Consider the following 25,446-nt stretch of genomic DNA (forward strand, 5'->3'; position numbering starts at 1 on the left):
GGTTACCCCCAGGTAGCTCAGGCGCCGCCTGGTGCAGCGCCGCCATAGCGTCGCTCCCGCAGAGAGAATGCATTCAGTGCACCTTCAAAAACATGTTCATCAAAATCAGGCCAAAGAACATCGGTAAACCAGAACTCAGCATAGGCTATCTGCCACAGCAGGAAGTTGCTGATTCGATGCTCTCCCCCGGTCCTTATCACTAAATCCACCGGCGCCAGCTCCTGCATACAGAGGTAGGGAGCAAGGCTTTCTTCGGTTATCTGGTCAGGACGCAGTAGCCCTTCCTGAACCTGTTCGGCCAGTTTCCTGGCACCCTGGATAATATCCCAACGGCCACCATAGTTGGCAGCAATGTTGAGGGTCAGTCCATTATTTTGTTGAGTCAGTTCCTCGGCGCGGCGAATGCGTTCCTGAATACGACCAGAAAAACGACTGATATCACCAATAATGCGCAGACGCACATTATGTTTATGCAGGCTCTTTACTTCACTGTCGAGAGCCCAGATAAATAATTCCATCAACGCCGTCACTTCCTGCGGCGGTCGGCTCCAGTTTTCACTGCTGAACGCATAGAGCGTTAACGCTTCCAGCTTGTGACTGACCGCAAAGCTGACGGCACGGCGAACCGATTTTACCCCGGCTTTGTGGCCTGAAATACGCAGTTTGCCCTGATTTTTTGCCCAGCGACCATTACCATCCATAATGATGGCCACGTGACGTGGTGTGCAGTACGACCCGTCATCGATTGTATTGTGATTGTTGGACGACATAACGCGTAATAATTCCTTTCATCAGAAATGCTGTGTTTTCTGAATACATTGCGCCTGCGGCAAAGGCCGGCTCGTAAGCCGGATGACATCGAAACAATGTCGTGCCGTAAAACGCGAGCGACTATACCATTTTCAGCCAGAGCGAACAAATAGCGGGGCTATCAGCCAGCCAGAGAGACGCGTGACAGCAATGCCGTTGCACGCTGCCGCGCCAGCCGATCGATTTCCAGCACATCATCAATACTGGCGGGCTCCGGACAACTGAGCGTCCCCAGTACTTCGCTGTTGAGGGCGGCAATATCGGTAAAGCGAATCTGATGCTGCAGAAACGCTGCTACCGCGATTTCATTTGCTGCATTCAGCGTCGTCGTGGCCGCCTGCCCTGCAGTACACGCATCAATTGCCAGCTTCAGGCAGGGATAGCGCACGTAATCGGGTTCAGCAAACGTCAGTGCTTTCATTCGGATGAAATCAAGCGGCGTAACGCCAGCGGCGATGCGTGCAGGCCATGCCATGCTGTGAGCAATCGGTGTGCGCATATCAGGCGAGCCCAGCTGCGCCAGCACGCTGCCGTCACAATAACGCACCATAGAGTGGATCACCGACTGCGGGTGCAGGATGACCTCCATTTGCGCGTCAGTGGCGTTGAACAACCAGCGGGCTTCAATGTATTCAAGACCTTTATTCATCATAGTGGCCGAATCAACGGAGATTTTGCGCCCCATCGACCAGTTCGGATGCGCACAGGCCTGATCCGGCGACATTGTAGCCAGATCTGCCAGTGGCGTGTCACGAAAAGGACCACCCGATCCCGTAAGGAGAATCGAGTCGATCCCGTTCTCCCGCAGATCAGCGTACCCCAACTGATGCTGTATGGAAGCGGGCAAACTCTGAAAAATGGCATTATGCTCGCTATCAACCGGCAGCAGCTGCGCCTGATGCTGACGCACCGCCTCCATAAACAAGCGGCCGCATGTGACAAGTGACTCTTTGTTGGCCAGCAGTACGGTTTTCCCGGCATGAATTGCTGCCAGCGTCGGCTGCAGGCCCGATGCGCCGACAATCGCCGCCATCACCTGATCAACATCATCCAGCGCCGCCAGCTCGCAGGCTGCCTGAACGCCGGAGAGCACTTCGGTATCAACGTTGAGTGCTTTCAGTCGCTCACGCAGGTCGGCAGCGGCGGTCTCATCAGACATCGCTGCATAGCGCGGCCGGAACTGGTGACACTGCTCAGCCATCAGCGCGGCATTCTGCCCTGCTACCAGCGCAGTGACCTGATAAAGTTCAGGATTCGCGGCCACAACCGCCAGTGTACTGGTGCCAATTGAGCCGGTGGATCCCAGAAGGGTTAATCGCTTCATCATGCTATCCCTGTGAAGTCATCATGGGTGCCCGCAACGGCGCCAGGCACAATGTAAAACGCCGCCAGAGTGCATTCGGTACGAATACGGCTCTGAACGGCGTTTTATATCTGTTACAGGCAGGCAATCACCTGCCTCCAGCAGATACAGACCGGGCTGACAGACTCAGAAGTCCATCAGCTCCTTCTCTTTTTCAGCCAGCGCAGCATCAACGTGCTTGATGTGAAGGTCGGTCATTTTCTGGATTTCATCCTGTGAACGACGTTCGTCATCTTCGCTGATCTCTTTATCTTTCAGCAGCGCTTTAATCTTATCGTTGGCGTCACGGCGAACGTTACGCACGGAAACACGTCCCTGCTCTGCTTCGCCACGTACGATTTTGATCAGATCTTTACGACGCTCTTCTGTCAGCGCTGGCAGCGGAACACGGATATCGGTACCGGCTGAACTTGGATTCAGGCCGAGATCAGACGTCATGATCGCTTTTTCAACGGCCGGGCCCAGAGAGCGGTCAAACACGTTGATTTTCAGCGTACGGGAATCTTCTACCGTCACGCTGGCGAGCTGACGCAGTGGCGTAGGTGTACCATAATATTCCACCACAATGCCGTCGAGCAGTGAAGGTGAAGCACGGCCGGTACGCACTTTGCTGATGGTGCTTTTGAATGCTTCCACGCACTTATCCATGCGTGTGTCGGCATCTTTTTTAATATCGTTAATCACGTTAAAACCCTTGGATTCGGTTTGACCTGGCCATTTCCGCACGCGTCGGAACTGGTATCGATAAACATCGATCATCCTGCTACCTGCTGCTGACGCATAAGCCGCCTGCAACAGCGATTATGTCAGGTAGTGGCGCAGCGTCAGGCACTGCGCTATCAGAATATACCTTATTTTACCTTGCATCGGATATTAATGCGTAATCAGGGTGCCTTCTTTTTCACCCATCACCACGCGACGCAGTGCACCAGGCTTGTTCATATTGAAGACGCGAATCGGCAGCGCGTGGTCGCGCGCCAGCGTAAAGGCGGCCAGATCCATAACTTTAAGCTCTTTTTCCAGCACTTCAGCGTAGCTGAGCTGATCGTACAGCGTCGCGTCCGGGTTTTTAACCGGATCGGCTGAGTAGACGCCGTCTACTTTCGTCGCCTTCAATACGACGTCCGCTTCAATTTCAATGCCGCGCAGGCAGGCCGCAGAATCGGTGGTAAAGAACGGGTTGCCGGTACCCGCAGAGAAGATCACCACGCGGTTATTACGCAGCAGGCTGATCGCTTCGGCCCAGCTGTAGTTATCACAGACGCCGTTAAGCGGGATGGCAGACATCAGGCGTGCGTTCACATAGGCGCGGTGCAGCGCATCACGCATCGCCAGGCCGTTCATGACGGTCGCCAGCATGCCCATGTGGTCGCCGACTACGCGGTTCATGCCCGCCTGAGCCAGACCTGCGCCGCGGAACAGGTTGCCACCACCAATCACCACACCTACCTGGATGCCCAGCTCAACCAGCTCCTTCACCTCTTGCGCCATGCGGTCAAGCACGCTCGCGTCGATACCAAAACCTTCGGCACCCTGCAGGGCCTCGCCGCTCAGTTTCAGTAAGATACGTTGGTATACAGGTTTTGCGTTGGTCGCCATGGTCAATTCTTCCTGGAGGATAAGATGAATGAGAAGTTAAATCTGGTGAATCATCCGCTTAGCGCGTCAAAAAAGCTATTGGGATGAGACTGAAAATCACTGCGTCAAAACGCAGACAAAAAAGAACCGCCTCGCGGCGGTTCCGGTCATTCATTAAGACTGTTTGGACATTGCAGCCACTTCAGCTGCAAAGTCGGTTTCAACTTTCTCAATGCCTTCGCCCACTTCAAAGCGGATGAAGTTGATGACGTCTGCGCCTTTCTCTTTCAGCGCCTGACCAACAGTTTTGCTTGGGTCAATAACGAAAGCCTGACCAGTCAGAGAGACTTCGCCGGTGAATTTCTTCATGCGGCCTTCAACCATCTTCTCTGCGATCTCTTTTGGCTTACCAGACTGCATCGCGATATCCAGCTGTACCTGGTACTCTTTCTCAACCACGTCAGCAGAAACATCTTCTGGCTTAACGAATTCTGGCTTGCTCGCCGCAACGTGCATTGCGATCTGCTTGCTCAGCTCTTCATCAGCAGCAGTGGTAGAAACCAGAACGCCGATACGCGCGCCGTGCTGATAGCTGTTCAGCTGAGCACCTTCCAGTACTGCTACACGACGGATATTGATGTTCTCACCAATTTTAGCAACCAGTGCAACACGCTCTTCTTCGAACTGTGCTTTCAGCGCTTCAACGTCGGTGATTTTGCCGGCAGTTGCCGCATCCAGAACTTTGTCAGCAAACGCCTGGAAACCGCCATCTTTAGCAACGAAGTCAGTCTGGCAGTTAACTTCCAGAATCACGCCGTAGCCTTCAACGATTTTGGTTTTGATCACGCCATCAGCTGCAACGTTACCCGCTTTTTTCGCAGCTTTGATTGCGCCAGACTTACGCATGTTTTCAATTGCCAGCTCGATGTCGCCGTTCGCTTCAGTCAGCGCTTTTTTGCAGTCCATCATGCCTGCGCCAGTACGCTCACGCAGTTCTTTTACCAATGCAGCGGTAATTTCAGCCATTCCAGAATCCTCGGTTCGTTTCCGGGTGCGTGGGCACGCGCAGAAACCTGTTGCGGAAAATTTACTCTGCCCCGCCAGCCCGTAACAGGGAGCGCGACAGACGGAGATAAATAAAAGGGGCCTGTGCGGCCCCTTATACAGATAACATCTGATGTCTAAGGGCTCTCAGAAAGAGCAATCCTTATTAAGCGTTTTCTAAAGACGCGTCTTCAGCCTGCTCAGCCAGATCCTGTGAACGGCCTTCGCGCACGGTAGTGGCAACAGCAGTCAGGTACAGGCTTACAGCACGGATCGCATCGTCGTTACCAGGGATAACGAAATCAACGCCATCTGGATCAGAGTTGGTATCAACGATAGCAAATACCGGGATACCCAGGTTGTTTGCTTCTTTGATTGCGATGTGTTCGTGGTCAGCATCAACAACAAACAGCGCATCTGGCAGACCGCCCATGTCTTTGATACCACCCAGGCTGTTTTCCAGCTTGGCCAGCTCACGAGCACGCATCAGTGCTTCTTTCTTGGTCAGTTTGTCGAACGTGCCGTCCTGAGACTGAGTTTCCAGATCTTTCAGACGTTTGATTGACTGACGAACGGTTTTCCAGTTAGTCAGCATACCACCTAACCAGCGGTGGTTAACGAAGAACTGGTCGCAGCTCAGAGCTGACTCTTTTACCGCTTCAGCAGCAGCGCGCTTGGTACCAACGATCAGGATTTTACCTTTGCGAGAAGAGATCTTCTGCAGCTCAGCCAGAGCGTCGTTGAACATTGGTACAGTTTTCTCAAGGTTGATGATGTGAACCTTGTTACGTGCACCAAAAATGAATGGCTTCATTTTTGGGTTCCAGTAACGGGTCTGGTGACCGAAGTGAACACCAGCCTTGAGCATGTCGCGCATGGAAACAGTTGCCATGATTACCTCTAAAGTATGTTTGGGGTTGGGCCTCCATGTATCCCATACGACCGACCTCTTTCAAGGCACCCCGGCGTATGTGTCGATACATGTGTGTTTTAGTACACATAATGAGATTTATGCGCTTCCTGCCGTCTCGCATTCGTAAGGCAGCAGAGAATCGTCGGCGCGCTTTATACCATAACAGGTATAAATACGCCAGCGGTTGTTAGCGCAAAACGTGTGCGGCAATCCCGATTTGGCAGCCCATTTGCTGCCTGCTAACATGACTGCCACAGAACTCATTATTGTCGAAAATTTCGGCGATTGCGGAAAAATTCATGGCTATCTCAATTAAAACTCCTGACGAAATCGAAAAAATGCGCGTGGCGGGCCGTCTGGCCGCGGAAGTGCTGGAAATGATCGCCCCTCACGTTGTGCCGGGTGTGACCACCGGTGAGCTTGATCGCCTCTGCCACGAGCACATTACGCAGAAGCAGCAGGCGGTTTCTGCCTGTCTGGGCTATCACGGCTTCCCTAAATCGGTCTGCATCTCGGTAAACGAAGTGGTGTGCCACGGTATTCCCAGCGACGACCGCGTTCTGAAAGACGGCGATATCGTGAACGTCGATGTCACCGTCATCAAAGATGAGTATCACGGCGACACCTCAAAGATGTTTATCGTCGGCAAGCCCACTATCCTCGGCGAGCGCCTCTGCCGCGTGACGCAGGAGAGCCTCTATATCGCTCTGCGTCTCGTGAAGCCGGGCATCCGCCTGCGTGAGCTGGGACGTGCGATTCAGCAATACGTTGAGGCGCAGGATTTCTCTGTGGTGCGTGAATATTGCGGTCACGGGATCGGCAAAGGCTTTCATGAAGAGCCGCAGGTGCTGCACTATGACGCCGACGACAGCGGCGTGGTGCTGCAGGCCGGCATGACGTTTACCGTGGAGCCGATGGTCAACGCAGGCGATTACCGCATCCGCACTATGAAGGATGGCTGGACGGTGAAAACCAAAGATCGCAGCTTGTCCGCACAGTATGAGCATACTATTGTGGTGACGGAAACTGGCTGTGAGATTCTGACGCTGCGTGAGGATGACACCATTCCGGCGCGGCTGGAAAACGTATAATCCTCTCTCTGCTACACACCGAGCCGGCTTAATGCCGGCTTTTTAATGCGCGAAGGGGCATGTTGATGAGCGGTAACGTGACCGAGGCAGTACACAAAATTCTCACCGATTCACCTGCCGGCTGGGCCGACGACGCCCTGACGCGTGAGCAGCTGAAAGCCGCGCTGGAACAGTTTCAGCACGCGCTGAGCCTCGCCTTTGATGCCGGCAGCGATGTGGAGTCGCTGATCGATACGCGCACGCTATTTATCGATCGCCTGCTGCGACGACTGTGGCGTTTTTTTGGTTTCGATACGCTAAGCGATATGGCGCTGGTGGCGGTAGGCGGCTATGGCCGTGGCGAGCTGCATCCGCTGTCAGACATCGACATTCTGATCCTCAGTCGTCAGCCGCTCAATGAAGCAGCCGCGCAGCGCACCTCTGAACTGATCACGCTGATGTGGGACCTGCGGCTTGAAGTGGGACACAGCGTGCGCACGCTTGAGGAGTGCCTGCTCGAGGGGTTATCCGATCTCACCGTGGCGACCAACCTGATTGAGTCGCGTATGCTGACCGGCGACGTCGCGCTGTTTCTTGAACTGCAGAAAAATATTTTCAGCGAAGGCTTCTGGCCCTCGTCACGTTTTTTCGCCGCCAAAATTGAAGAGCAGCAGGAGCGTCATCAGCGCTACCACGGCACCAGTTACAATCTCGAACCCGATATCAAAAGCAGTCCGGGCGGCCTGCGCGATATTCATACGCTGCAGTGGGTGGCGCGTCGCCATTTTGGTGCCACCACGATGGATGAGATGATGGGCTTTGGCTTTCTGACCGAAGCGGAACGCAATGAAATCAACGAGTGTCAGGAATTTCTCTGGCGTATCCGTTTCGCGCTGCATCTGACGCTGCCGCGCTACGACAACCGCCTGCTTTTTGATCGGCAGCTGACCGTAGCGCATCGCCTCAGCTACTCCGGCGAAGGCAATGAGCCGGTTGAGCGCATGATGAAAGATTTCTACCGCGTAACGCGCCGCATCAGCGAGCTGAACCAGATGCTGCTGCAGCTGTTTGATGAAGCGATCCTTGCGCTGCCAGCGACCGAAAAGCCGCGCGCGCTGGATGATGATTTTCAGCTACGCGGCGATCTGATCGACCTGCGCGATCCGGATCTGTTTCAGCGCGAGCCGCAGGCCATTCTGCGCATGTTTTATGTCATGGTACGCAACGCCTCGATTAGCGGGATCTACTCCACCACCCTGCGCCAGCTGCGCCATGCGCGCCGCCATCTGCAGCAGCCGCTGTGCCAGATTGCTGAGGCGCGACGCACATTTATGGCGATTCTGCGCCATCCCGGCGCGGTTAAACGCGCGCTGCTGCCAATGCATCGTCATAGCGTACTCTCCGCCTATACGCCGCTATGGGGCAACGTGGTCGGGCAGATGCAGTTTGACCTGTTTCACGCCTATACGGTGGATGAGCACACGATTCGCGTGCTGCAGAAGCTGGAAAGTTTTGCCGATGAGAGCACCCGGCCAAAGCATCCGCTGTGTGTGGAACTCTGGCCCCGCCTGCCGCAGCCGGAGCTGCTGCTGATGGCAGCGCTGCTCCACGATATTGCCAAAGGCCGCAACGGCGATCACTCAATCCTGGGCGCGCAGGATGCGCTGGAGTTTGCTGAGCTGCACAACCTCAACTCCCGTGAAACCCAGTTAGTGGCCTGGCTGGTACGTCATCATCTGCTGATGTCAGTCACGGCTCAGCGCCGCGATATTCAGGACCCGACGGTGATCCAGCAGTTCGCCGAGGTAATGCAGAATGAGAACCGTCTGCGCTATCTCGTCTGCCTCACCGTCTCCGATATCTGCGCCACTAATGAGAGTTTGTGGAACAGCTGGAAGCAGAGCCTGCTGCGCGAGCTGTTTTTTGCTACCGAGAAGCAGCTGCGACGCGGCATGGAAAATAGCCCGGATCTGCGTGAGCGGGTGCGCCACCATCGTCTGCAGGCGCTGGCGCTGCTGCGCATGGAGAACCTTAATGAAGAGCGGCTGCACCATATCTGGAGCCGCTGCCGCGCCGACTATTTTCTGCGCCATACGCCTAATCAGCTGGCGTGGCATGCCCGTCATCTGATTGACCATGACCTCAGCCAGCCGCTGGTGCTGGTCAGCCCGCAGGCGACGCGCGGCGGCACGGAAATTTTTATCTGGAGCCCGGATCGCCCCTATCTGTTTGCTGCCGTAGCGGGTGAACTCGATCGCCGTAATCTGAGCGTGCACGATGCGCAGATTTTCACCAGCCGCGACGGCATGGCAATGGACACTTTTATCGTTCTTGAGCCGGATGGCAGCCCGCTGTCACCCGATCGCCACCCGCTGATTATTCAGGCATTGCAGCAGGCGATTACGCAGCAGGAGTGGGTGCCGCCGCGCACCCGACGCCAGTCTGCCCGCCTGAAACATTTCAGCGTGGATACCGAGGTGAAATTTTTGCCGACCCACACTGACCGGCGCAGTTATCTGGAGCTGATCGCGCTCGATCAGCCGGGTCTGCTGGCCCGGGTGGGCGAAGTGTTTGCCGATCTTGGCGTATCGCTGCACGGCGCGCGCATCAGCACCATTGGCGAACGGGTCGAGGATCTCTTTATCCTTGCCAACAGCGAACGGCGTGCGCTGAATGCAGAAATGCGTGATGTGTTACAACAACGGTTGACAGAGGCCCTTAATCCAAACGATAAAGTGTCCTGAATCACACTGCACAGATAAATTGAATCCTGTCCGGACACATCCGGGCATCCGTATGACAGACTCAGGAAATAGCTATGCAACAGTTACAGAGCGTTATTGAATCCGCCTTTGAGCGCCGTGCTGACATCACGCCCGCCAGCGTCGACAGTGCCACCCGTGATGCGATCAATCAGGTGATTGACCTGCTGGATAGCGGCGAGCTGCGCGTCTCTGAAAAAATCGATGGCGAATGGGTAACGCATCAGTGGCTGAAAAAAGCGGTGCTGCTGTCGTTTCGCATCAATGACAATCAGGTTATGGAAGGGGCTGAAACCCGCTTCTATGACAAAGTCCCGATGAAATTTGCCGGCTGGGATGACGCGCGTTTCAAAGCGGCAGGTTTCCGTGTAGTGCCGCCTGCGGCCGTGCGCCAGGGCGCTTATATTGCGCGTAACACCGTGCTGATGCCCTCTTACGTCAACATTGGGGCTTTTGTTGATGAAGGCACCATGGTTGATACCTGGGCCACCGTGGGCTCGTGTGCTCAGATTGGCAAAAACGTGCATCTTTCCGGCGGCGTGGGTATCGGCGGTGTGCTGGAGCCACTGCAGGCTAACCCGACCATCATTGAAGATAACTGCTTTATCGGCGCGCGCTCTGAAATCGTTGAGGGTGTGATTGTCGAAGAGGGCTCAGTGATCTCGATGGGCGTTTACATCGGGCAGAGCACTAAAATTTACGACCGTGAAACCGGTGAAGTGCACTATGGTCGCGTTCCGGCCGGTTCAGTGGTGGTCTCTGGCAACCTGCCGTCGAAAGATGGCAGCTACAGCCTCTACTGCGCGGTAATCGTGAAAAAAGTGGATGCTAAAACGCTGAGCAAAACGGGTATCAACGAACTGCTGCGTACCATCGATTAACCTCCCGGCGTTATTCTTCTTCTGATGACGGTACCGGAAACAGTACCGTCATTTTTTCTTTACAGCCTGCCTGATATAACCTGTTTTGCGCCGCAAATTAACTGGTGCGTTTACTTTTCAAACAGTTCATAATCCGCGCCAGTTAATGCCGGACGCGCACTGTCTGACCCGGTTTTTCGTCTAAAGTTTATAAGTATGCCGTAAGCGTTCCGGATCCAACCTGGAACGATTGATGACATGTCTGCGCGCTCACTCACTCTCAGAGGGAATTTAAACGCCATGTATGACAACCTGAAAAGCTTAGGTATCAGCAATCCTGAAGACATCGATCGTTACAGTCTGCGTCAGGAAGCGAACAATGACATCCTGAAAATCTATTTCCGCAAAGATAAAGGTGAGTTTTTCGCCAAGAGCGTGAAATTCAAATATCCGCGCCAGCGCAAAACCGTGGTGGCCGAGCATAACGGTCAGGGTTTCCGTGAAATTCAGGAGATCAGCCCCAACCTGCGGTATGTTATCGATGAGCTGGATCAGATTTGCCAGCGCGATCGGGTTGAAGTGGATCTGAAACGCAAGATCCTCGACGATCTGCGCCATCTGGAGAGCGTGGTTTCAAATAAGATCGCTGAAATTGAATCCGATCTCGATCAGCTGACCCGCAACAGTCGCTGATCGGTTTACTGACCGCTTTCAGGCCAGCGCAGCTGGCCTTTTTTATGCCTGTTCATCCAGCTGCAGCGCCACATACAGCAGCAGCCGATCGTCAAAATTACCGAGATCCAGCCCGGTCAGCTCTGAAATCCGGTTCAGGCGATACTCCAGCGTATTGCGATGAATAAACAGCGCGCGTGCCGTGGCGCCAGGCTGCACGTTATGGCTGAACCAGGCAAGCAGCGTTCGCCGCAATAAACCGTTGGTATCGATGCTTCTGAGTTTTTCCAGCGGGCGTGCCAGTTCACCGGCCTGCCAGCCGCCACGCAGGCTGTCGAGCAGTACCGGCAGCACCAGATCCTGATAAAAAAAACTGCGCTGCTCCGGCATACGCTGCTTACCCACTGACATAGTGGTGCGGGCTGTACGCCACGAGCGCGCAATGCCGCCCGGACCCGGAAAATAATTGCCCAGCGCAATCCGCATGCGCACCTGGCCGCTTTCTCGCATGCGCTGCAGCAGCTGGTCAACGCGCCGGCGGTGATCGTCGTGATCGTAACGGCCGTGAGCGTTCAGCGCGGGTTTCAGTACCACCATCTCCGTCAGTGATACAATGGCGATCAGGTTATCGCGATCCGGTGTGGTAAGCAGCGTTTGCAGCTGCTGCAGCTCTGACATTGCGCTGTCCACACCGAGCTGGCCGCTATCCACTTCCACCACCGCCACCACGCGTGGCTGGTTAAGATCGATGCCCAGCCGCTGCGCCCATTCGTTCAGGGTTGGCGAGAGCGTGTCACTGCGGATCAGGTTGAGCACCAGCTCTTCACGCAGGCGGCTATCCTGCGCCAGCAAATGCAGCAGCCGCGCCTGCTCCAGCATCATCTCTGCCGTCATGCAGACCAGTTCACCATAGTGCCGCAGGGCAGCAGGTTCCCCGGTCAGCCCGATAACACCCACAATACTGCCTTCAATACGCAACGGCAGGTTGATGCCAGGCCGCACGCCGTGCAGATGCTTGGCTACCGCTTCATCGATATCCACTACCCTGCCCTGCGACAGTACCAGCAGCGCGCCCTCATGCAGCTCGCCGATACGTTCACGGTCGCCGCTGCCGATGATGCGCCCGCGCGCGTCCATCACATTGACATTGCTGTCGATAATTTTCATGGTGCGCGCAACGATATCCTGCGCAAGACGCGCATCAAGATGAGAAGTTGCCATGGATCACTTCCTGAGCAAGAGGCAAACCGACAGAATACGCATCCTGATGGCTGCTGACATTGTGCAATTGCACATAGTGGCGAAGAGATTGCGGGAAATGTTACCGGGCGCACAAAAGAAAAAAGGCGAGCCGCAGCCCGCCCTGTTTATGCACCGGGAATTACTGCATCAGTAGATAAAGCGACGCGTCGCCGCGCAGAATGTTGAGCGCCAGTACAGGCGGTTTCGTGTCGAGGATTTTACGCAGTTCGCCCAGGTTGCTGATCGCCTGCTGGTTAACCCCGAGGATGATGTCACCTTTCTTCAGGCCGATACGCGCGGCCGCGCTGCCTGCTTTCACGCTGTCAACGCGCACGCCTTTATGGCCATTGCTCTCCACATTACTGAGATCGGCGCCTTCAATACCGGTGTAAATGGTCGCCGACTGTACTTTGTCTTTGGTACTCTGCTGCAGCTCAACTGTCACGCTCTGAGATTTACCCTCGCGCAGCAGACCCAGCTGCAGTTTGGTGCCCGTCGGCAGCGAGCCCACTTCGGCACGCAGGGCAGCAAAGCTGCTCAGCGGCTTGCCATTCAGTGAAACCACCACGTCGCCGGCTTTTACGCCTGCTTTTGCCGCCGCAGAACCTGGCAGTACCTGGCTGACAAAGGCGCCGCGCTGGGCATCAACCTTCATCGCTTTCGCCAGTTCTGAGTTCAGCTCGGTACCAAGGATCCCCAGCTCACCGCGTTTTACCTGACCAAACTCCACCATCTGCGCCGTCAGGTTTTTGACCATCGAGCTGGGAATAGCAAAGCCGATACCGATGTTACCGCCATCCGGTGCCAGAATAGCCGTGTTAATACCAATCAGCTCGCCGTTCAGATTAACCAGCGCGCCGCCCGAGTTACCGCGGTTAATGGCGGCGTCGGTCTGAATGAAGTTTTCATAATTTTCCACATTCAGGCCGCTGCGTCCCAGCGCAGAGACAATGCCGGAGGTCACGGTTTCACCCAGCCCATAGGGATTGCCAATGGCAACGGTGTAGTCGCCTACCCGCAGCGTATCGGAATCGGCCATTTTAATGGCGGTCAGGTTTTTAGCATCCTGCAGCTGGATCAGGGCAATATCAGACTGCGGATCTTTACCGATGATTTTAGCTTCATAGCGGCGACCATCGCTGAGCTGAACCTGAATTTTTGTGGCGTTATCCACTACGTGGTTATTGGTAACCACGTAGCCTTTTTCAGCGTTAATAATGACGCCGGAACCCAGCGCACGGAATGGCTGTTTTGGTGCATTGCCGGGTGCGCCCTCATCTGCACCGCCGCCCTGGCAGAGCGGCGATCCCTGAAACGGGGATCCATCCTGACAGAACGGTGAATTATCGCCAAAGAACTGCTGGAACTGCTGCGGCATACGCGGGGTGTTTACCGCCGTACTGCCCTCAACGTTGATGCTCACCACGGAAGGCATCACTTTTTCCAGCATGGGTGCCAGGCTTGGCAGCTGCTGACTGGAGGAGGAAGCCGTCTCAGCGGCAAACACTGCAGCAGGCGCGCACGCCATACTCAGACTCAGTGCCAGCGCACTCAGCATCAATCTGTTTTTTTTCATTCGTTTTTTCTCTCTGAAAGTTGCAGCCTGACCATTGCTGTGGCCGTCATAACGGAGATAAATTTTATACGCAAAAAAGACGATAAAGTTTTGCCTAAAGGTAAATATTTATGCGTCGTCTTTACAAAACTGGCCCTATTCTACTGCCATCATCCGGCGATATTCATCCCATGCGTAATTATCTGTCATGCCGCTGATATAATCCTGAATAAGACGAAAGCGATAATAGCGCTCCCACAACAGCCGCTGATATTTATGTTCTACAATGCGCGCACGCATCTGCTGCTGATATGCTTTTCGGTGTTTGCCGGAAAGTTTATGAAACAGGCGCGTTTCAATAGGATGATCCGCCAGATAATCGTCATTCATTAACGTAGTAAATTGCTCATAATCGAGCTGCATCAGCGACTGATAGATTTCCAGCAGACCTTTAATTACCCGGTAGCCCTGCAGCTCCAGCTGCTCTACCTCAGGATGATTGAATACCTGCTGGCGCGCCACGGTTTTAAACAGCTTCAGCAGGCGCCCTTCATCACCGTCATCTTCCAGCAGGGCGTGATTGAAATTGCCGGTAAAAATTGCCGGCAGGTTATCAACAAAGCGCCGCACGGCGTGACCCACCAGCAGATTCTGCACATTGACGCGCAGTGACATAAAAAACTGGTCGCTGATGCTGCGCCGTTTTTTCTGATTCGCCTCTTTCCAGGCTTCACCAATGGTGCGGCTAAATGCATCACCGGGAATAAGCGGCCCCCAGGCTTTGACCAGCGCGTGATAGAGCGTATCCACGGTAAATATCGCTTTTTCAACGGCGTCATCCAGATCGGCAATACAGTATGAAATATCATCAGCCGCCTCCATTATCCAGGTCAGCGGGTAGCGATGATGTTCTGCCAGATCGGTGGCGGCGCGCAGCTCTGCAATATATTCCCGTTCAGAGAGATAAAAGCCGGGTTTTTTCATCAATACGCTGAATTCAGCCGGCTTCTCCCCCTGCCACCAGGCAGGCGCGGTATATTTCAGAATGCAGGCGACCTGTGCATAGCTGAGGTTAAGCTGCAGCAGCGTATGGACCAGCCGAATCGCCTGCGCATTCCCCTCAAAATTGCACAGATCCTGACGAATCATTGCATTCAGTTCGCTAAAGTCAGCCTGCTGCTCGTCGCTGGCCACGCCGGCAACCAGCGGATCGACCAGTTCTGCCGGCAGATTATCTTCAAACCAGTCATTAATCGCCGCTTCGCCAAAATGACCAAACGGCGGGTTGCCGACGTCATGCAGCAGACAGGCCATCTCGACCAGCGTCTCCGCAGCGCCTTCAAAACCGTCCAGGCCATACAGCTCCAGCCCGCCGCCCTGCGTTTTCAGGGTATGCAGGATCTCTTTGGTGATGTAACGCCCGGTCTGCTGGACTTCCAGCGAATGGGTCAGCCGCGAGCGCACCGCTGCGTTACGCTCCAGCGGAAATACCTGGGTTTTCTGCTGCAGCCGGCGGATAGCGGCGGAGTTAATAATCCGGCCGCGATCGCTCTCAAAATGGCGGGTAATCGCGTATTCACCTTCCGGCGCTTTACGGCTGGTATAAGGGCGCGTGAAACCGATCTTCTTCCTGAAATTAATCGCCACCATAGCGGGCCCTCTTTTTGGTGAATTCATCGCTTTGAAGCCATGATAGACTATGCCTCAGTTTCCTCTTAAACATCTATAAACACAGCGAGATTCTTTATGAAAGCAGGCATTATTGGCGCGATGGAGCAGGAAGTTACCCTGCTGCGTGACAAAATTGAAAACCGTCAGACGCTGAAGCTGGCCGGCTGTGAGATCTATACCGGTACCCTGAATGGCGTTGAGGTTGCCCTGCTGAAATCAGGAATCGGGAAAACGGCTGCCGCGCTGGGCACAACCCTGCTGCTGCAGCTCTGCAAACCCGATCTGGTGATCAATACCGGCTCCGCGGGCGGCCTTGCGCCGACGCTGCAGGTCGGGGATATCGTGGTATCCGATGAAGTTCGCTACCACGATGCCGACGTCACGGCTTTTGGCTATGTGCCGGGCCAGATGGCAGGCTGCCCGGAAGCGTTTGTAGCGGACAGCCAGCTGGTTACGGCCGCAGAGCAGACGATCAGCGAGCTGCAGCTGAATGCCGTGCGCGGGCTGGTGGTCAGCGGTGACGCATTTATCAACGGTGCAGAACCTTTAGCCCGCATCCGCTCGCTGTTCCCGCAGGCGATCGCCGTGGAGATGGAAGCCACCGCCATTGGCCATGTCTGTCATCAGTTTAACGTGCCGTTTGTGGTGGTACGCGCAATCTCTGACGTGGCCGATAAAACATCCCACCTGAGTTTTGATGAGTTTCTCAGCGTGGCAGCCCGACAATCCTCCCTGATGACAGAACGCCTGCTGGCCCGGCTGACGCATGGCTAAGTGGCTGTTCACCGGGCTGCTGCTGCTCTGCAGCGGCCTGGTTTTTGCTGCTCCGCGCGTTATTACCCTCGCTCCGCATCTTACAGAAATGGCCTTTGCCGCCGGTATCACGCCGGTGGCGGTCAGCGCCTGGTCCGACTATCCATCCGCTGCCCGGACGCTGCCACAGGTGGCGAACTGGCAGGGCATCGGGATTGAGAAGGTGCTGCAACTGAAACCGGACGTGGTACTGGCGTGGCGTGGCGGTAATCCGGCCCGTCAGATTGAGCAGCTGCAGCATGCTGGCGTCAATGTGATATGGATTGATCCACAAAGCCTGGATGAGATGATTGATGCCGTGCAGTCGCTGGCGCGCTGGAGCCCGCAGCCGGAACAGGCTGTTTCAGCGGCGCAGGCGCTGCGGGCACAGGCGGCGGCATTGCGCCAGCGCTACCGGCACGCTGACCCGGTGGCGCTGTTTCTGCAGTTCGGGCAACAGCCTTTGTTTACCGCTTCACGAAATACGCTGCAAAATGAGATCGTTACGCTGTGCGGCGGGCAGAATATTTTTGCCGACAGCAGGGTAAGCTGGCCGCAGGTCAGCCGGGAACAGGTGCTGACACGGCAGCCGCAGGCGATTGTTATCGGCGGTGATACCGCTCAGGCCGCCAGCGTCCTCCGGTTCTGGCAGCCGCAGCTTAACGTACCGGTGATTGCCATCAACCCTGACTGGCTGAGCCGTCCCGGTCCGCGCCTGCTGCTGGCGGCGCAGCAGCTCTGCTCTGTTCTGCATCCGGTAAAAAAATAAGCGTAAACGCATAAAGTTCAGCCGGTATTTGTCGACAATTAAGAAAGCAGGCACGGCAGCCACGTAAGCTCTGTGCCCTTTTAGCGCAACGCGCTTTTGACTACACCAGGAATTAATCATGACCCGAGCTGTGCTGCTGGCCATCATGCTGGCGGGCGCTGCGTCCGCCACGGCGGCAGGCACCACCGGCTCGATTGCGGTGTCGCTGACTATCGTGTCACGCTGCACTGTCTCATCCGCCGGTGCACCCGGGCTGCCCGCCGCTGACTGCGGCGGCGGCAGCGGCGCTCAGCCGCGTATTTCCCGGCAGACGCTCACCGGCGATGCGCGCCGGCACGACACAACACAATTAGTCACTATTGAGTGGTAGGACTGGCTGCCGGAACGGCAGCCAGATCGGCATCAGATGCTGAAAGAGGAGCCACAGCCGCAGGTGGTTTTAGCATTGGGGTTGGTAACAATAAAGCGCGAACCTTCCAGACCTTCGGTGTAGTCCACCGATCCGCCCACCAGGTACTGCAGGCTCATCGGATCCACTACCAGCGATACGCCCTGCTTTTCGATGGTCATATCGCCATCGTTCATCTGGTCATCAAAGGTAAAACCGTACTGGAAGCCACTGCAACCGCCGCCGGTGATATAGACGCGCAGTTTCAGCGCCGGATTCTCTTCATCCGCAATCAGATTTTTTACTTTGTTGGCTGCTGCATCGGTAAACTGCAAAGGCAGCGCTGCTACGTCATCACTCATGTTTTACTCCGGGTAAACGTCCAGGTCAGAAAACAACCTTAATCACGCTATTATCTGCCAGCCGCCCGGTGCAATCAAGTAGCGCCCTTGACACTGTGTGCCCCTGAAATGAACTACAGTTTAAACCCTGAGTGCGCGAGGCCCCGGCTGCGCGCCGCGTGACGGTTCACCGTCGCGGCATCTTCCCGTAGAATGGCGGGAAGATTTTTTCCAAACAGCTGGAGCCGAACCATGAGTAAGTCAGAAAATCTGTACACCGAAGCGCAACGTCTTATTCCCGGCGGCGTGAACTCCCCGGTGCGCGCGTTTACCGGTGTTGGCGGCGTACCGCTGTTTATTGAACGCGCCGACGGTGCCTTTTTATATGACGCAGATGGTAAAGCCTATATCGACTATGTCGGTTCATGGGGCCCGATGGTACTGGGTCACAACAACGCGACCATTCGCAATGCGGTCATTGAGGCTGCTGCGCGTGGCCTGAGCTTTGGTGCGCCGACGGAAATGGAAGTAAAAATGGCGGAGCTGGTGTGCGAGCTGGTACCGAGCATGGATATGGTGCGTATGGTGAACTCCGGTACGGAAGCGACCATGAGCGCCATCCGTCTGGCACGCGGCTTCACCCATCGCGACAAAATTATTAAATTTGAAGGCTGCTACCACGGCCATGCCGACTGCCTGCTGGTTAAAGCGGGTTCCGGTGCGCTGACGCTGGGTCAGCCGAACTCTCCTGGCGTGCCGGCTGATTTTGCCCGCCATACCCTGACCTGCACCTATAACGATCTCGCCTCCGTGCGCGCGGCGTTTGAACAGTATCCGGACGATATCGCCTGTATTATTGTGGAACCGGTCGCCGGCAACATGAACTGTATTCCGCCACAGCCTGATTTCCTGCCGGGCCTGCGCGCGCTGTGCGATGAATTTGGCGCCCTGCTGATTATCGATGAGGTAATGACCGGTTTCCGCGTGGCGCTGGGCGGCGCCCAGGCCTACTACAACGTGACGCCTGACCTGACCTGTCTCGGTAAAATCATCGGCGGCGGCATGCCGGTCGGCGCATTTGGTGGCCGCCGTGACGTGATGGACGCGCTGGCACCCACCGGCCCGGTCTACCAGGCGGGCACGCTGTCAGGTAACCCGATTGCGATGGCAGCCGGCTTCGCCTGCCTGACACAGATCGCCCAGCCAGGCACGCACGCCACGCTGACCGAACGCACCACCCAGCTGGCTGAAGGCCTGCTGGCTGCCGCACAGGCAGAAAATATTCCGCTGGTGGTTAACCACGTGGGCGGCATGTTTGGTCTGTTCTTTACCGATGCTGCCAGCGTAACCTGCTACGCAGATGTCACCCGCTGTGACACAGAGCGTTTTAAGCGCTTCTTCCATCTGATGCTGGATGAGGGGATCTACCTGGCCCCATCCGCTTATGAGGCGGGCTTTATGTCGCTGGCGCATACGCCGGAAGATATTGAGCGCACCGTTGCTGCGGCACGGCGCTGCTTTGCGCAGCTGTAATGGTTGCTCTGAAGAGCGCCCTGCTCTGCCCTGACAGGCCATAACAAAAAGGTGCGCCGCGGCGCACCTTTTTTATATCACGCCCGGCGCAGCAGCCAGATGAAATAGGGGGCGCCAAAGAAGGTTGCCATCAGCCCTGCCGGGATCTGATCCGGAAACGCCAGCATTCTGCCGCACCAGTCAGCGACCAGCATCAGCCCGGCGCCGATCACGCCAGCCATCATCATCTGCGGCAGCGCGCGCCGGAAGCCGAGCATCCGCACAATATGCGGCGCCATCAGCCCGATAAAGCTCAGCGGTCCCACCGTCAGCGTTGCGGCAGCGGTCAGTGCGGCCGCCAGCAGCAGCAGCAGCAGCCTTGAGGCAGTCAGCGACATCCCCGCTGAACGGGCGGTTGCGCTGCCGAGCGGCAGCAGCGTCAGCCAGCGGCTTGCCAGGGGCGCCAGCGCAACCAGCACCAGAGCGATAGCCGCACTCTGCAGCGCCTGCGGCAGCGTAATGTTATAGGTGGAGCCCGAGACCCAGCTCAGCAGCCCCGCCATGCGCGGATCGCCACTCGCCATCAGCAGCATCAGCAGCGTCGCAAACGCGCTGTTCAGCGCCATCCCTGCGAGCAGCATACGCTGCGGTGAAAAGCCCCCCCGGCTGGCAACCAGCATAATCACGCCGAGCGTTAATGCGCCTCCGGCTATCCCTGCCGGCAGCAGCCACGCCAGCGCATCGCCTGGCACAAAAAACAGCATCAGCACGACGCCGCATGCCGCCCCGGAGCTGATACCCAGCACTTCCGGGCTGGCCATCGGGTTGCCGGTCAGACGCTGGATCAGCGTGCCCGCCACGCCCAGCATCAACCCCACCGCCAGCGCCGCCAGCACGCGTGGCGCGCGCCACGGCAGCAGCTGCTGCAGCATGTCACCGCTGACCCATGCCCAGCCTGTGGCGTTACGACCAAAACTGATCCCCGCAATCGTCAGCAGCAGCAGCACGGCCAGCCCCGTCAGCACCCAGTGCAGAACACGCTGACGCTCGGCCGGCACCCGATCGCCGCTGTTCATTTCCGGCGGCTGAGACCCGGCACGCAGTCGCGGCAGCAGCCACAGCAGCAGCAGCACGCCGGTCAGCGCCGTCGCCGTCCCGGTCGAAATCTCACGCCAGTACACCGTGAGCAACTGCACCGACTGATCGGCCAGCCACAGCAGCAGGGCGCCAATCAGCGGAGCCAGCAGAATGCGGCTGAGCAGCCGCCGCGCGCCCAGCATTTTTGCCAGCAGCGGCGCAAACAGGCCGATAAAACCGATAATGCCGGCAATGTTCACCAGCTGCGCGCTGAGCAGAATTGCCAGCGCAAGCGCGGCAACGCGCGCGACGGAAAGCGACAGGCCAAGATTTTTTGCCACGCTGTCATCCAGTCCCATCAGCGTCAGCGGACGCAGCAGCGCCAGCGTCAGCACAAACGCCAGCAGCAGCCGGGGCCAGAGCAGCGCCACGTTGTGCCCGTCCAGCTGATTAAGCGCCCCGGTACTCCAGAGGAACATATTCTGCAGCTGATCGTGATTAAAAATGGCAAAGACCTGATTAACCGCGCCGGCGTACAGGCTCAGAACCAGCCCGGCAAGGATCAGCGTCACCGGTGAAAGCCGTCTGCCCCACGCCACGCCAAACACCAGCACGCCGACCAGCAGCGCCCCGCCTGTCGCGGCAAACTGCTGCGTAAGCTCACCACCCGGCAGCTGCCACAGCGTGGCAACGGTAATGCCCAGCTGGGCGCCGGAAGAGATGCCGAGCGTGGCAGGCTCTGCCAGCGGATTACGCAGCACCTGCTGAAACAGCAGGCCCGCCAGCCCCAGTCCGGCACCGAGCAGCAGCGCCAGTGCCAGACGCGGCAGCAGACTGTAGTGAAATACCATCTGGTGAATTGCATCGGTATCGGGCGTGAAAAGCGCCTGCGGCCACTGCGCCAGCGGCAGCGTGTGCTGCAGGTTGATACCCGTCAGCAGCAGTGCGACAGCAAACAGCGCGCTCAGCAGCGCCGCGGGAAACAGAGAGATACGCATTAGCGGGACTCCAGCGCGCTTTCCAGCACGCGTACAAAACGCAGGGCGGCCAGCGTGGCGCCGTAATACCATACGGCCGGTACGCGCCGGAAGCGGCCTGCGCGTACAAACGGCAGCGCCTGCCACAGCGCGGTGCGGGTCACCTGCTGCATATCGCGTTGATTATCGTGGTCAAAGCAGAGCACTTCAACGTTGCCCACCTCTGCCAGCCGCTCCAGGCCAATCACCGCGCTGCCCCAGTAGCTGGTTTCTCCCTGCCAGGCGCTGGTAAGGCCGAGCCGCTGCATCACATCAAGAAACAGGCTGTTTTGTCCGAAGACAATGGCGTGCCGGCTGTCGAGCAGCGACATCAGCAGGATCGGGCGTCCGGCCCATCGCTGCAGGCGCGTCCTTGCTGCCGCCAGCTGCTGTTCTGTCTCCTGCAGATGCTGCTCCGCCTGCGCTTCGCGGCCAATGCGCGCACCCAGCTGCCGCAGCGAGCGTTGTGCGGCGCTGAACGGTTTACCGTCACCGCTGTGAAGCGAAAAACCCAGCGTCGGGGCGATGTGCTGCAGCGTTTCTGCTGTCGGACCAAAGCCGCTATAGTACAGAATCAGCGAGGGCTCCAGCTGCGTCATCAGCTCCAGATTAGGTTCACCACGCAGCCCGATATCAATCGTGCTGGCGGGCAGCGGCGGCTCGCCAACCCAGATGTTGTAGTTATGCACGTCGGCCACGCCGAGCGGCGCCACACCCAGCGCCATCAGCAGTTCAGCAGAGAGCCACTCCAGCGCCAGAATGCGTGAACAATCCGGCACGGCAGCAGGCAGCGGCGCGCACTGCATTAACGGTGAAAGCGCCAGCGCCGTCAGCAGACGACGACGGGTCAGTGAGATCATCCCTGCTCCTCAGCAAACAAAACTGACGGGTGCGCCGCCCTGCGGGTGCGGCAGTATGCCCATCGGAATGCCATAGATAGTGCCCAGCACGTCAGCCTGCATGATTGCCTCCGGCTCGCCTTCGGCAATAACCTCGCCCTGACGCAGCGCTACCAGCCGGTCGCAGTAGCGCGCCGCCATGTTGATATCGTGCAGGACGGCAATCACGGTGAGTCCGCGTTCGCGGCTCAGCCGCTGGATCAGTGCCAGCACCTCAACCTGATGCGCAATGTCCAGCGCCGACGTCGGCTCATCCAGCAGCAGACAGCGGCTGTTCTGCGCCACCATCATCGCCAGCCAGGCGCGCTGACGCTCGCCGCCGGAAAGGCTATCCACCAGGCGGCCGGCAAAGGGTTTCAGCCCCACCAGCGCAATCGCTTCTTCCACCCGGTTGCGATCTTCCGCACCGTAACGTCCCAGCGCACCGTGCCACGGGTAGCGCCCCATTGCGGTGAGTTCACGCACCGTCATGCCTTCGGCTGCGGGCAGCTGCTGGGGCAGATAAGCAACCTGACGCGCAAACGCTTTGCTGTTCCAGTGCGCCACCGGTTCGCCGTTCAGCAGCACTTCTCCTGCCGTCGCAGCATGGTGACGCCCCAGCATTTTCAGCAGGGTCGATTTTCCCGAGCCGTTATGGCCAATCAGTGCGGTGACTTTCCCCGGTGTAAACGTGAGCGACAGCGGCTGCAGCAGCGTACGCCCCGGCACGTGAAAGCTGGCATTCTCCAGCGCAAAAGTGGTTTCGGCGTAGTCCGGATGCAGCATGGTACTCCCTGGCTAACGGGCGCAGCGCGCCCGGATATCAGTTTCAGAAACGGAAGGTGGCGGTGCCAACGATACGGCGCTCAGCGCCCCAGTAGCAGGCGTAGTCGCGGTAGCAGCTGGCCACGTAGTCACGATTGAACAGGTTGTTGACGTTGACGCCCACAGTCGAACCCGGCAGGCCGAAGCGACCCAGATCGTACTTCAGCGCGGCGTCTACCGTGGTGTAAGCGGCGACATCGAAGTTCTGGTTCGCGTTGCTACCGCTGGCATACAACCCTTTGCTTTCACCGACGTAACGCACACCGGCACCGATAGTTACGCCCGATAGCGCCGTGTCATGGAAGGTGTAGTCGCCCCACAGCGATGCCATGTGCTTCGGCACTTGCACCGGCGTGCGGCCTTTCAGCAAGTTATCTTCGGTGTATTCCGCATCGGTGTAAGAGTAAGCCGCCGTCAGGTTGATGCTGGCGTTCACCGCGGCTTTCGCTTCCAGCTCCACGCCGCGTGAGCGAATTTCGCCGCTCTGCACGCTAAATTGCGGATTGTTGGGATCGGCCGTCAGGTTTTTGGTTTTGGTAAGCTGATACACAGCGGCCGTCATAACAATCGGACGATCTTTCGGCACGTATTTTACGCCTGCCTCATACTGCTTAGCGCGTGAAGGATCGAATGCCTGACCGTTCCCTGTCGCACCGGCATTCGGAATAAACGCTTCGCTGTAGCTGAAGTAAGGTGCGATACCGTTATCGAATACGTAGTTAAGCCCACCACGCCAGGTAAATGCCTGATCATTCTGACGGTCTACGGAATTTTCCACCCGGTCGGTAACGGAGTTCATCGCGTAATCGTAGCGGCCACCGAGCGTTAACACCCAGCGGTTCCATTCCATTTGATCCTGCGCATACAGGCCGGTCTGGCGCTGCTGATTTAAATGCTGATAAGGATTGGTATAAGGCGTATAGCTGTCATCACCATATTGCGGATTGAATGGGCTAAGGCCACTGGCGACACCAAACTGACCATCAATATCGTTACGGGCGCGCTGGAAATCAACGCCCAGCAGTAAGGTATGAGCTAAATCACCGGTAGCAAAGTTAGCCTGAGCCTGCGTATCAAACGCGAACTGGTTGAGTTTCTCTTTCGAGAATGCCGCATTACGGGTAATACGTTGATTATCAGGGTTATAACCAAAGCCATAAATGCTGCGGTAATCCGTACGCAGTTCGGCATAGCGCAGGTTCTGCCGTACCGTCCAGGTATCGCTGAAGCTATGCTCAACGCTGTACCCGACCATTTTGGTGTTGCGCGAAATCTTGTTGCTGTCTTCGCCTTCATCAAAATCGGTCGGCAGCTTGTAACTGCTGCCCTCCGGGCGGGTGATGCCCACCACCGTGCCTTCGCGCGGCAGCCAGCCGTAATAGCCGGTTTCCGGTTCATTCTGGAAGTAAGTCAGCAGGTCAAAACGCGTATTTTCGTCCGGACGCCAGCTGAACGAAGGCGCAATGGTGTAGCGCTTCTCTTTATTACGTGCCTGCTGCGCATCCGCGCTGCGTGCGAGACCGGTCAGACGATAGCTGTAGACGCCTGCGTCATCGAGCGCGCCGCCAAAATCGAAGCCGGTTGAGAACAGATTGTCGTTGCCCATCTGAAACTGCACTTCACGCAGCGTCTCCTGCGTAGGACGCTTGCTGACCAGCGCCACCACGCCGCCCGGATTACTTTTTCCATAGAGCACCGATACCGGGCCGCGCAGCAGCTCCGCACGCTCCAGGAAGTAGGGATCGAGGGCGAATTCTGAGTAGTTGTCGCCCTGCAGTTTCAGGCCATCCAGATACTGATTGGTATTGGTTTCGCTGAAGCCGCGAATCGAGAGTGCATCAATCACGTCAGAACTGCCGCGGTTACCGGTCAGTACGCCAGGGGTATAGTTGAATGCCCCTTTAACGCTGGTGACGGCATGCATCGCCATCTCTTCCTGCGTCACAACCGAAACCGACTGCGGGTTTTTCTCAATCGGCGTATCGGTTTTGGTGCCGGTGGCGCTCTGCTTCGCCGCAATGGTCGGGGCCGGGCCCCAGGCGCTCTCCTGCGCCACCGCGCCGGTATCGGCAGCGGTGACAACAACAGTCTCTTCTGCCAGCGCCTGCGCGCTCAGCGTACCCAGTGTTAACGCAATGAATAAAGCCAGCGGGCGACGAGGCGTCAGCACCGGCCGGAAAAAAGTAGTTCGCGCACTCATGAAGGAGTCTCTCAACAGATGAACAATGCGGGCGAATGAAAACGATAATGATTATCAGACGCAAAGATTCTAGGCGAAGCTGCGCGCGATCTGCAAGATGTAATCTGC

At 57.0% G+C, this 25,446-nt stretch carries 22 protein-coding genes; 8 read left to right on the plus strand and 14 right to left on the minus strand.

The genetic code is table 11. The features are described from left to right. Window positions 1–17 precede the first annotated feature (17 nt). The 6 genes from ispU to rpsB all read right to left on the minus strand — a co-directional run bounded on the left by ispU (window position 18) and on the right by rpsB (window position 5,687). Window positions 18–770 carry a (2E,6E)-farnesyl-diphosphate-specific ditrans,polycis-undecaprenyl-diphosphate synthase gene (gene ispU / locus SB719_RS11115; RefSeq protein WP_065650086.1) on the minus strand — a complete coding sequence of 251 codons (753 nt, stop codon included), beginning with the start codon at window positions 768–770 and terminating at the stop codon, window positions 18–20. Window positions 771–931: 161 nt separating this feature from the next. Beyond that, complete coding sequence (ispC, locus tag SB719_RS11120; protein ID WP_412159231.1) at window positions 932–2,134, minus strand: 1-deoxy-D-xylulose-5-phosphate reductoisomerase; 1,203 nt, start codon at window positions 2,132–2,134, stop codon at window positions 932–934. A gap of 165 nt (window positions 2,135–2,299) precedes the next feature. Further along, on the minus strand, window positions 2,300–2,857 hold the full coding sequence (gene frr, locus SB719_RS11125; RefSeq protein ID WP_065650507.1) for a ribosome recycling factor: 558 nt from the start codon (window positions 2,855–2,857) through the stop codon (window positions 2,300–2,302). A 189-nt stretch (window positions 2,858–3,046) separates the two neighbouring features. Further along, window positions 3,047–3,772 (minus strand): UMP kinase, encoded by a 726-nt coding sequence (pyrH, locus tag SB719_RS11130; protein ID WP_039382729.1) that lies wholly within the window; start codon window positions 3,770–3,772, stop codon window positions 3,047–3,049. Window positions 3,773–3,925: 153 nt separating this feature from the next. Beyond that, window positions 3,926–4,777, minus strand: coding sequence for a translation elongation factor Ts (gene tsf / locus SB719_RS11135; protein ID WP_065650088.1), 852 nt, complete (start codon window positions 4,775–4,777; stop codon window positions 3,926–3,928). A gap of 184 nt (window positions 4,778–4,961) precedes the next feature. Continuing rightward, window positions 4,962–5,687: a 30S ribosomal protein S2 gene (rpsB, locus tag SB719_RS11140; protein WP_039382724.1), complete on the minus strand. Its 726-nt coding sequence runs from the start codon at window positions 5,685–5,687 to the stop codon at window positions 4,962–4,964. 320 nt (window positions 5,688–6,007) lie between these two features. On the opposite strand from rpsB, the gene map reads away from it, so the two are divergent. The 4 genes from map (at window position 6,008) to SB719_RS11160 (ending at window position 11,093) form a co-directional block, all read left to right on the plus strand. Continuing rightward, entirely contained in the window at window positions 6,008–6,799 is a 792-nt protein-coding gene (map, locus tag SB719_RS11145) for a type I methionyl aminopeptidase (protein ID WP_065650089.1), read from the plus strand. Between the two features lie 65 nt (window positions 6,800–6,864). Then, the gene (glnD, locus tag SB719_RS11150) at window positions 6,865–9,522 is read left to right on the plus strand and encodes a bifunctional uridylyltransferase/uridylyl-removing protein GlnD (protein ID WP_292975578.1); all 2,658 of its coding nucleotides are present in this window, start codon (window positions 6,865–6,867) and stop codon (window positions 9,520–9,522) included. Window positions 9,523–9,596: 74 nt separating this feature from the next. Then, window positions 9,597–10,421, plus strand: a complete 825-nt coding sequence (gene dapD / locus SB719_RS11155) for a 2,3,4,5-tetrahydropyridine-2,6-dicarboxylate N-succinyltransferase (RefSeq protein ID WP_065650091.1) — start codon at window positions 9,597–9,599, stop codon at window positions 10,419–10,421. Between the two features lie 279 nt (window positions 10,422–10,700). Continuing rightward, complete coding sequence (locus SB719_RS11160; protein WP_065650092.1) at window positions 10,701–11,093, plus strand: DUF3461 family protein; 393 nt, start codon at window positions 10,701–10,703, stop codon at window positions 11,091–11,093. Between the two features lie 42 nt (window positions 11,094–11,135). Here the strand turns inward: SB719_RS11160 and SB719_RS11165 are convergent, their stop codons facing one another. The 3 genes from SB719_RS11165 to dgt all read right to left on the minus strand — a co-directional run bounded on the left by SB719_RS11165 (window position 11,136) and on the right by dgt (window position 15,519). Further along, window positions 11,136–12,293 carry a CdaR family transcriptional regulator gene (locus SB719_RS11165; RefSeq protein WP_065650093.1) on the minus strand — a complete coding sequence of 386 codons (1,158 nt, stop codon included), beginning with the start codon at window positions 12,291–12,293 and terminating at the stop codon, window positions 11,136–11,138. 160 nt (window positions 12,294–12,453) lie between these two features. Next, entirely contained in the window at window positions 12,454–13,890 is a 1,437-nt protein-coding gene (degP, locus tag SB719_RS11170; protein WP_065650094.1) for a serine endoprotease DegP, read from the minus strand. A gap of 135 nt (window positions 13,891–14,025) precedes the next feature. Further along, on the minus strand, window positions 14,026–15,519 hold the full coding sequence (gene dgt / locus SB719_RS11175) for a dGTPase (protein WP_412159232.1): 1,494 nt from the start codon (window positions 15,517–15,519) through the stop codon (window positions 14,026–14,028). A 96-nt stretch (window positions 15,520–15,615) separates the two neighbouring features. Here dgt and mtnN point away from each other — a divergent pair, with 96 nt between their 5' ends. From mtnN to SB719_RS11190, 3 genes are all read left to right on the plus strand, one after another. Continuing rightward, window positions 15,616–16,314 carry a 5'-methylthioadenosine/S-adenosylhomocysteine nucleosidase gene (mtnN, locus tag SB719_RS11180; protein ID WP_065650096.1) on the plus strand — a complete coding sequence of 233 codons (699 nt, stop codon included), beginning with the start codon at window positions 15,616–15,618 and terminating at the stop codon, window positions 16,312–16,314. Then, on the plus strand, window positions 16,307–17,101 hold the full coding sequence (gene btuF, locus SB719_RS11185) for a vitamin B12 ABC transporter substrate-binding protein BtuF (protein WP_314687348.1): 795 nt from the start codon (window positions 16,307–16,309) through the stop codon (window positions 17,099–17,101). Before mtnN ends, btuF begins: the two co-directional genes overlap by 8 nt. A 118-nt stretch (window positions 17,102–17,219) precedes the next feature. Beyond that, window positions 17,220–17,471, plus strand: coding sequence for a hypothetical protein (locus tag SB719_RS11190; protein ID WP_065650098.1), 252 nt, complete (start codon window positions 17,220–17,222; stop codon window positions 17,469–17,471). A 32-nt stretch (window positions 17,472–17,503) separates the two neighbouring features. Here SB719_RS11190 and erpA read toward each other — a convergent pair whose 3' ends face one another. After that, a complete protein-coding gene (erpA, locus tag SB719_RS11195) occupies window positions 17,504–17,851 on the minus strand; it encodes an iron-sulfur cluster insertion protein ErpA (RefSeq protein ID WP_039382693.1) in 348 nt (115 codons plus the stop codon). A 231-nt stretch (window positions 17,852–18,082) separates the two neighbouring features. On the opposite strand from erpA, the gene hemL reads away from it, so the two are divergent. Then, entirely contained in the window at window positions 18,083–19,363 is a 1,281-nt protein-coding gene (gene hemL / locus SB719_RS11200) for a glutamate-1-semialdehyde 2,1-aminomutase (protein WP_065650099.1), read from the plus strand. A gap of 77 nt (window positions 19,364–19,440) precedes the next feature. On the opposite strand, the gene fhuB is transcribed toward hemL, so the two are convergent. From fhuB to fhuA, 4 genes are read right to left on the minus strand one after another with little or no spacing between them, the layout of a single operon-like run. Next, window positions 19,441–21,417 carry a Fe(3+)-hydroxamate ABC transporter permease FhuB gene (fhuB, locus tag SB719_RS11205; protein ID WP_314687352.1) on the minus strand — a complete coding sequence of 659 codons (1,977 nt, stop codon included), beginning with the start codon at window positions 21,415–21,417 and terminating at the stop codon, window positions 19,441–19,443. Beyond that, complete coding sequence (fhuD, locus tag SB719_RS11210) at window positions 21,417–22,295, minus strand: Fe(3+)-hydroxamate ABC transporter substrate-binding protein FhuD (RefSeq protein ID WP_412159233.1); 879 nt, start codon at window positions 22,293–22,295, stop codon at window positions 21,417–21,419. The genes fhuB and fhuD overlap by 1 nt, the downstream gene beginning before the upstream one ends. A 9-nt stretch (window positions 22,296–22,304) precedes the next feature. After that, entirely contained in the window at window positions 22,305–23,099 is a 795-nt protein-coding gene (gene fhuC, locus SB719_RS11215; RefSeq protein WP_304235105.1) for a Fe3+-hydroxamate ABC transporter ATP-binding protein FhuC, read from the minus strand. A gap of 43 nt (window positions 23,100–23,142) precedes the next feature. Beyond that, window positions 23,143–25,338 (minus strand): ferrichrome porin FhuA, encoded by a 2,196-nt coding sequence (gene fhuA, locus SB719_RS11220; protein ID WP_412159234.1) that lies wholly within the window; start codon window positions 25,336–25,338, stop codon window positions 23,143–23,145. Between the last annotated feature and the right edge of the window lie 108 nt (window positions 25,339–25,446).

Origin of the sequence: Pantoea sp. SIMBA_079 (assembly GCF_046940275.1) — a bacterium.
Lineage (GTDB): Bacteria > Pseudomonadota > Gammaproteobacteria > Enterobacterales > Enterobacteriaceae > Pantoea > Pantoea borealis.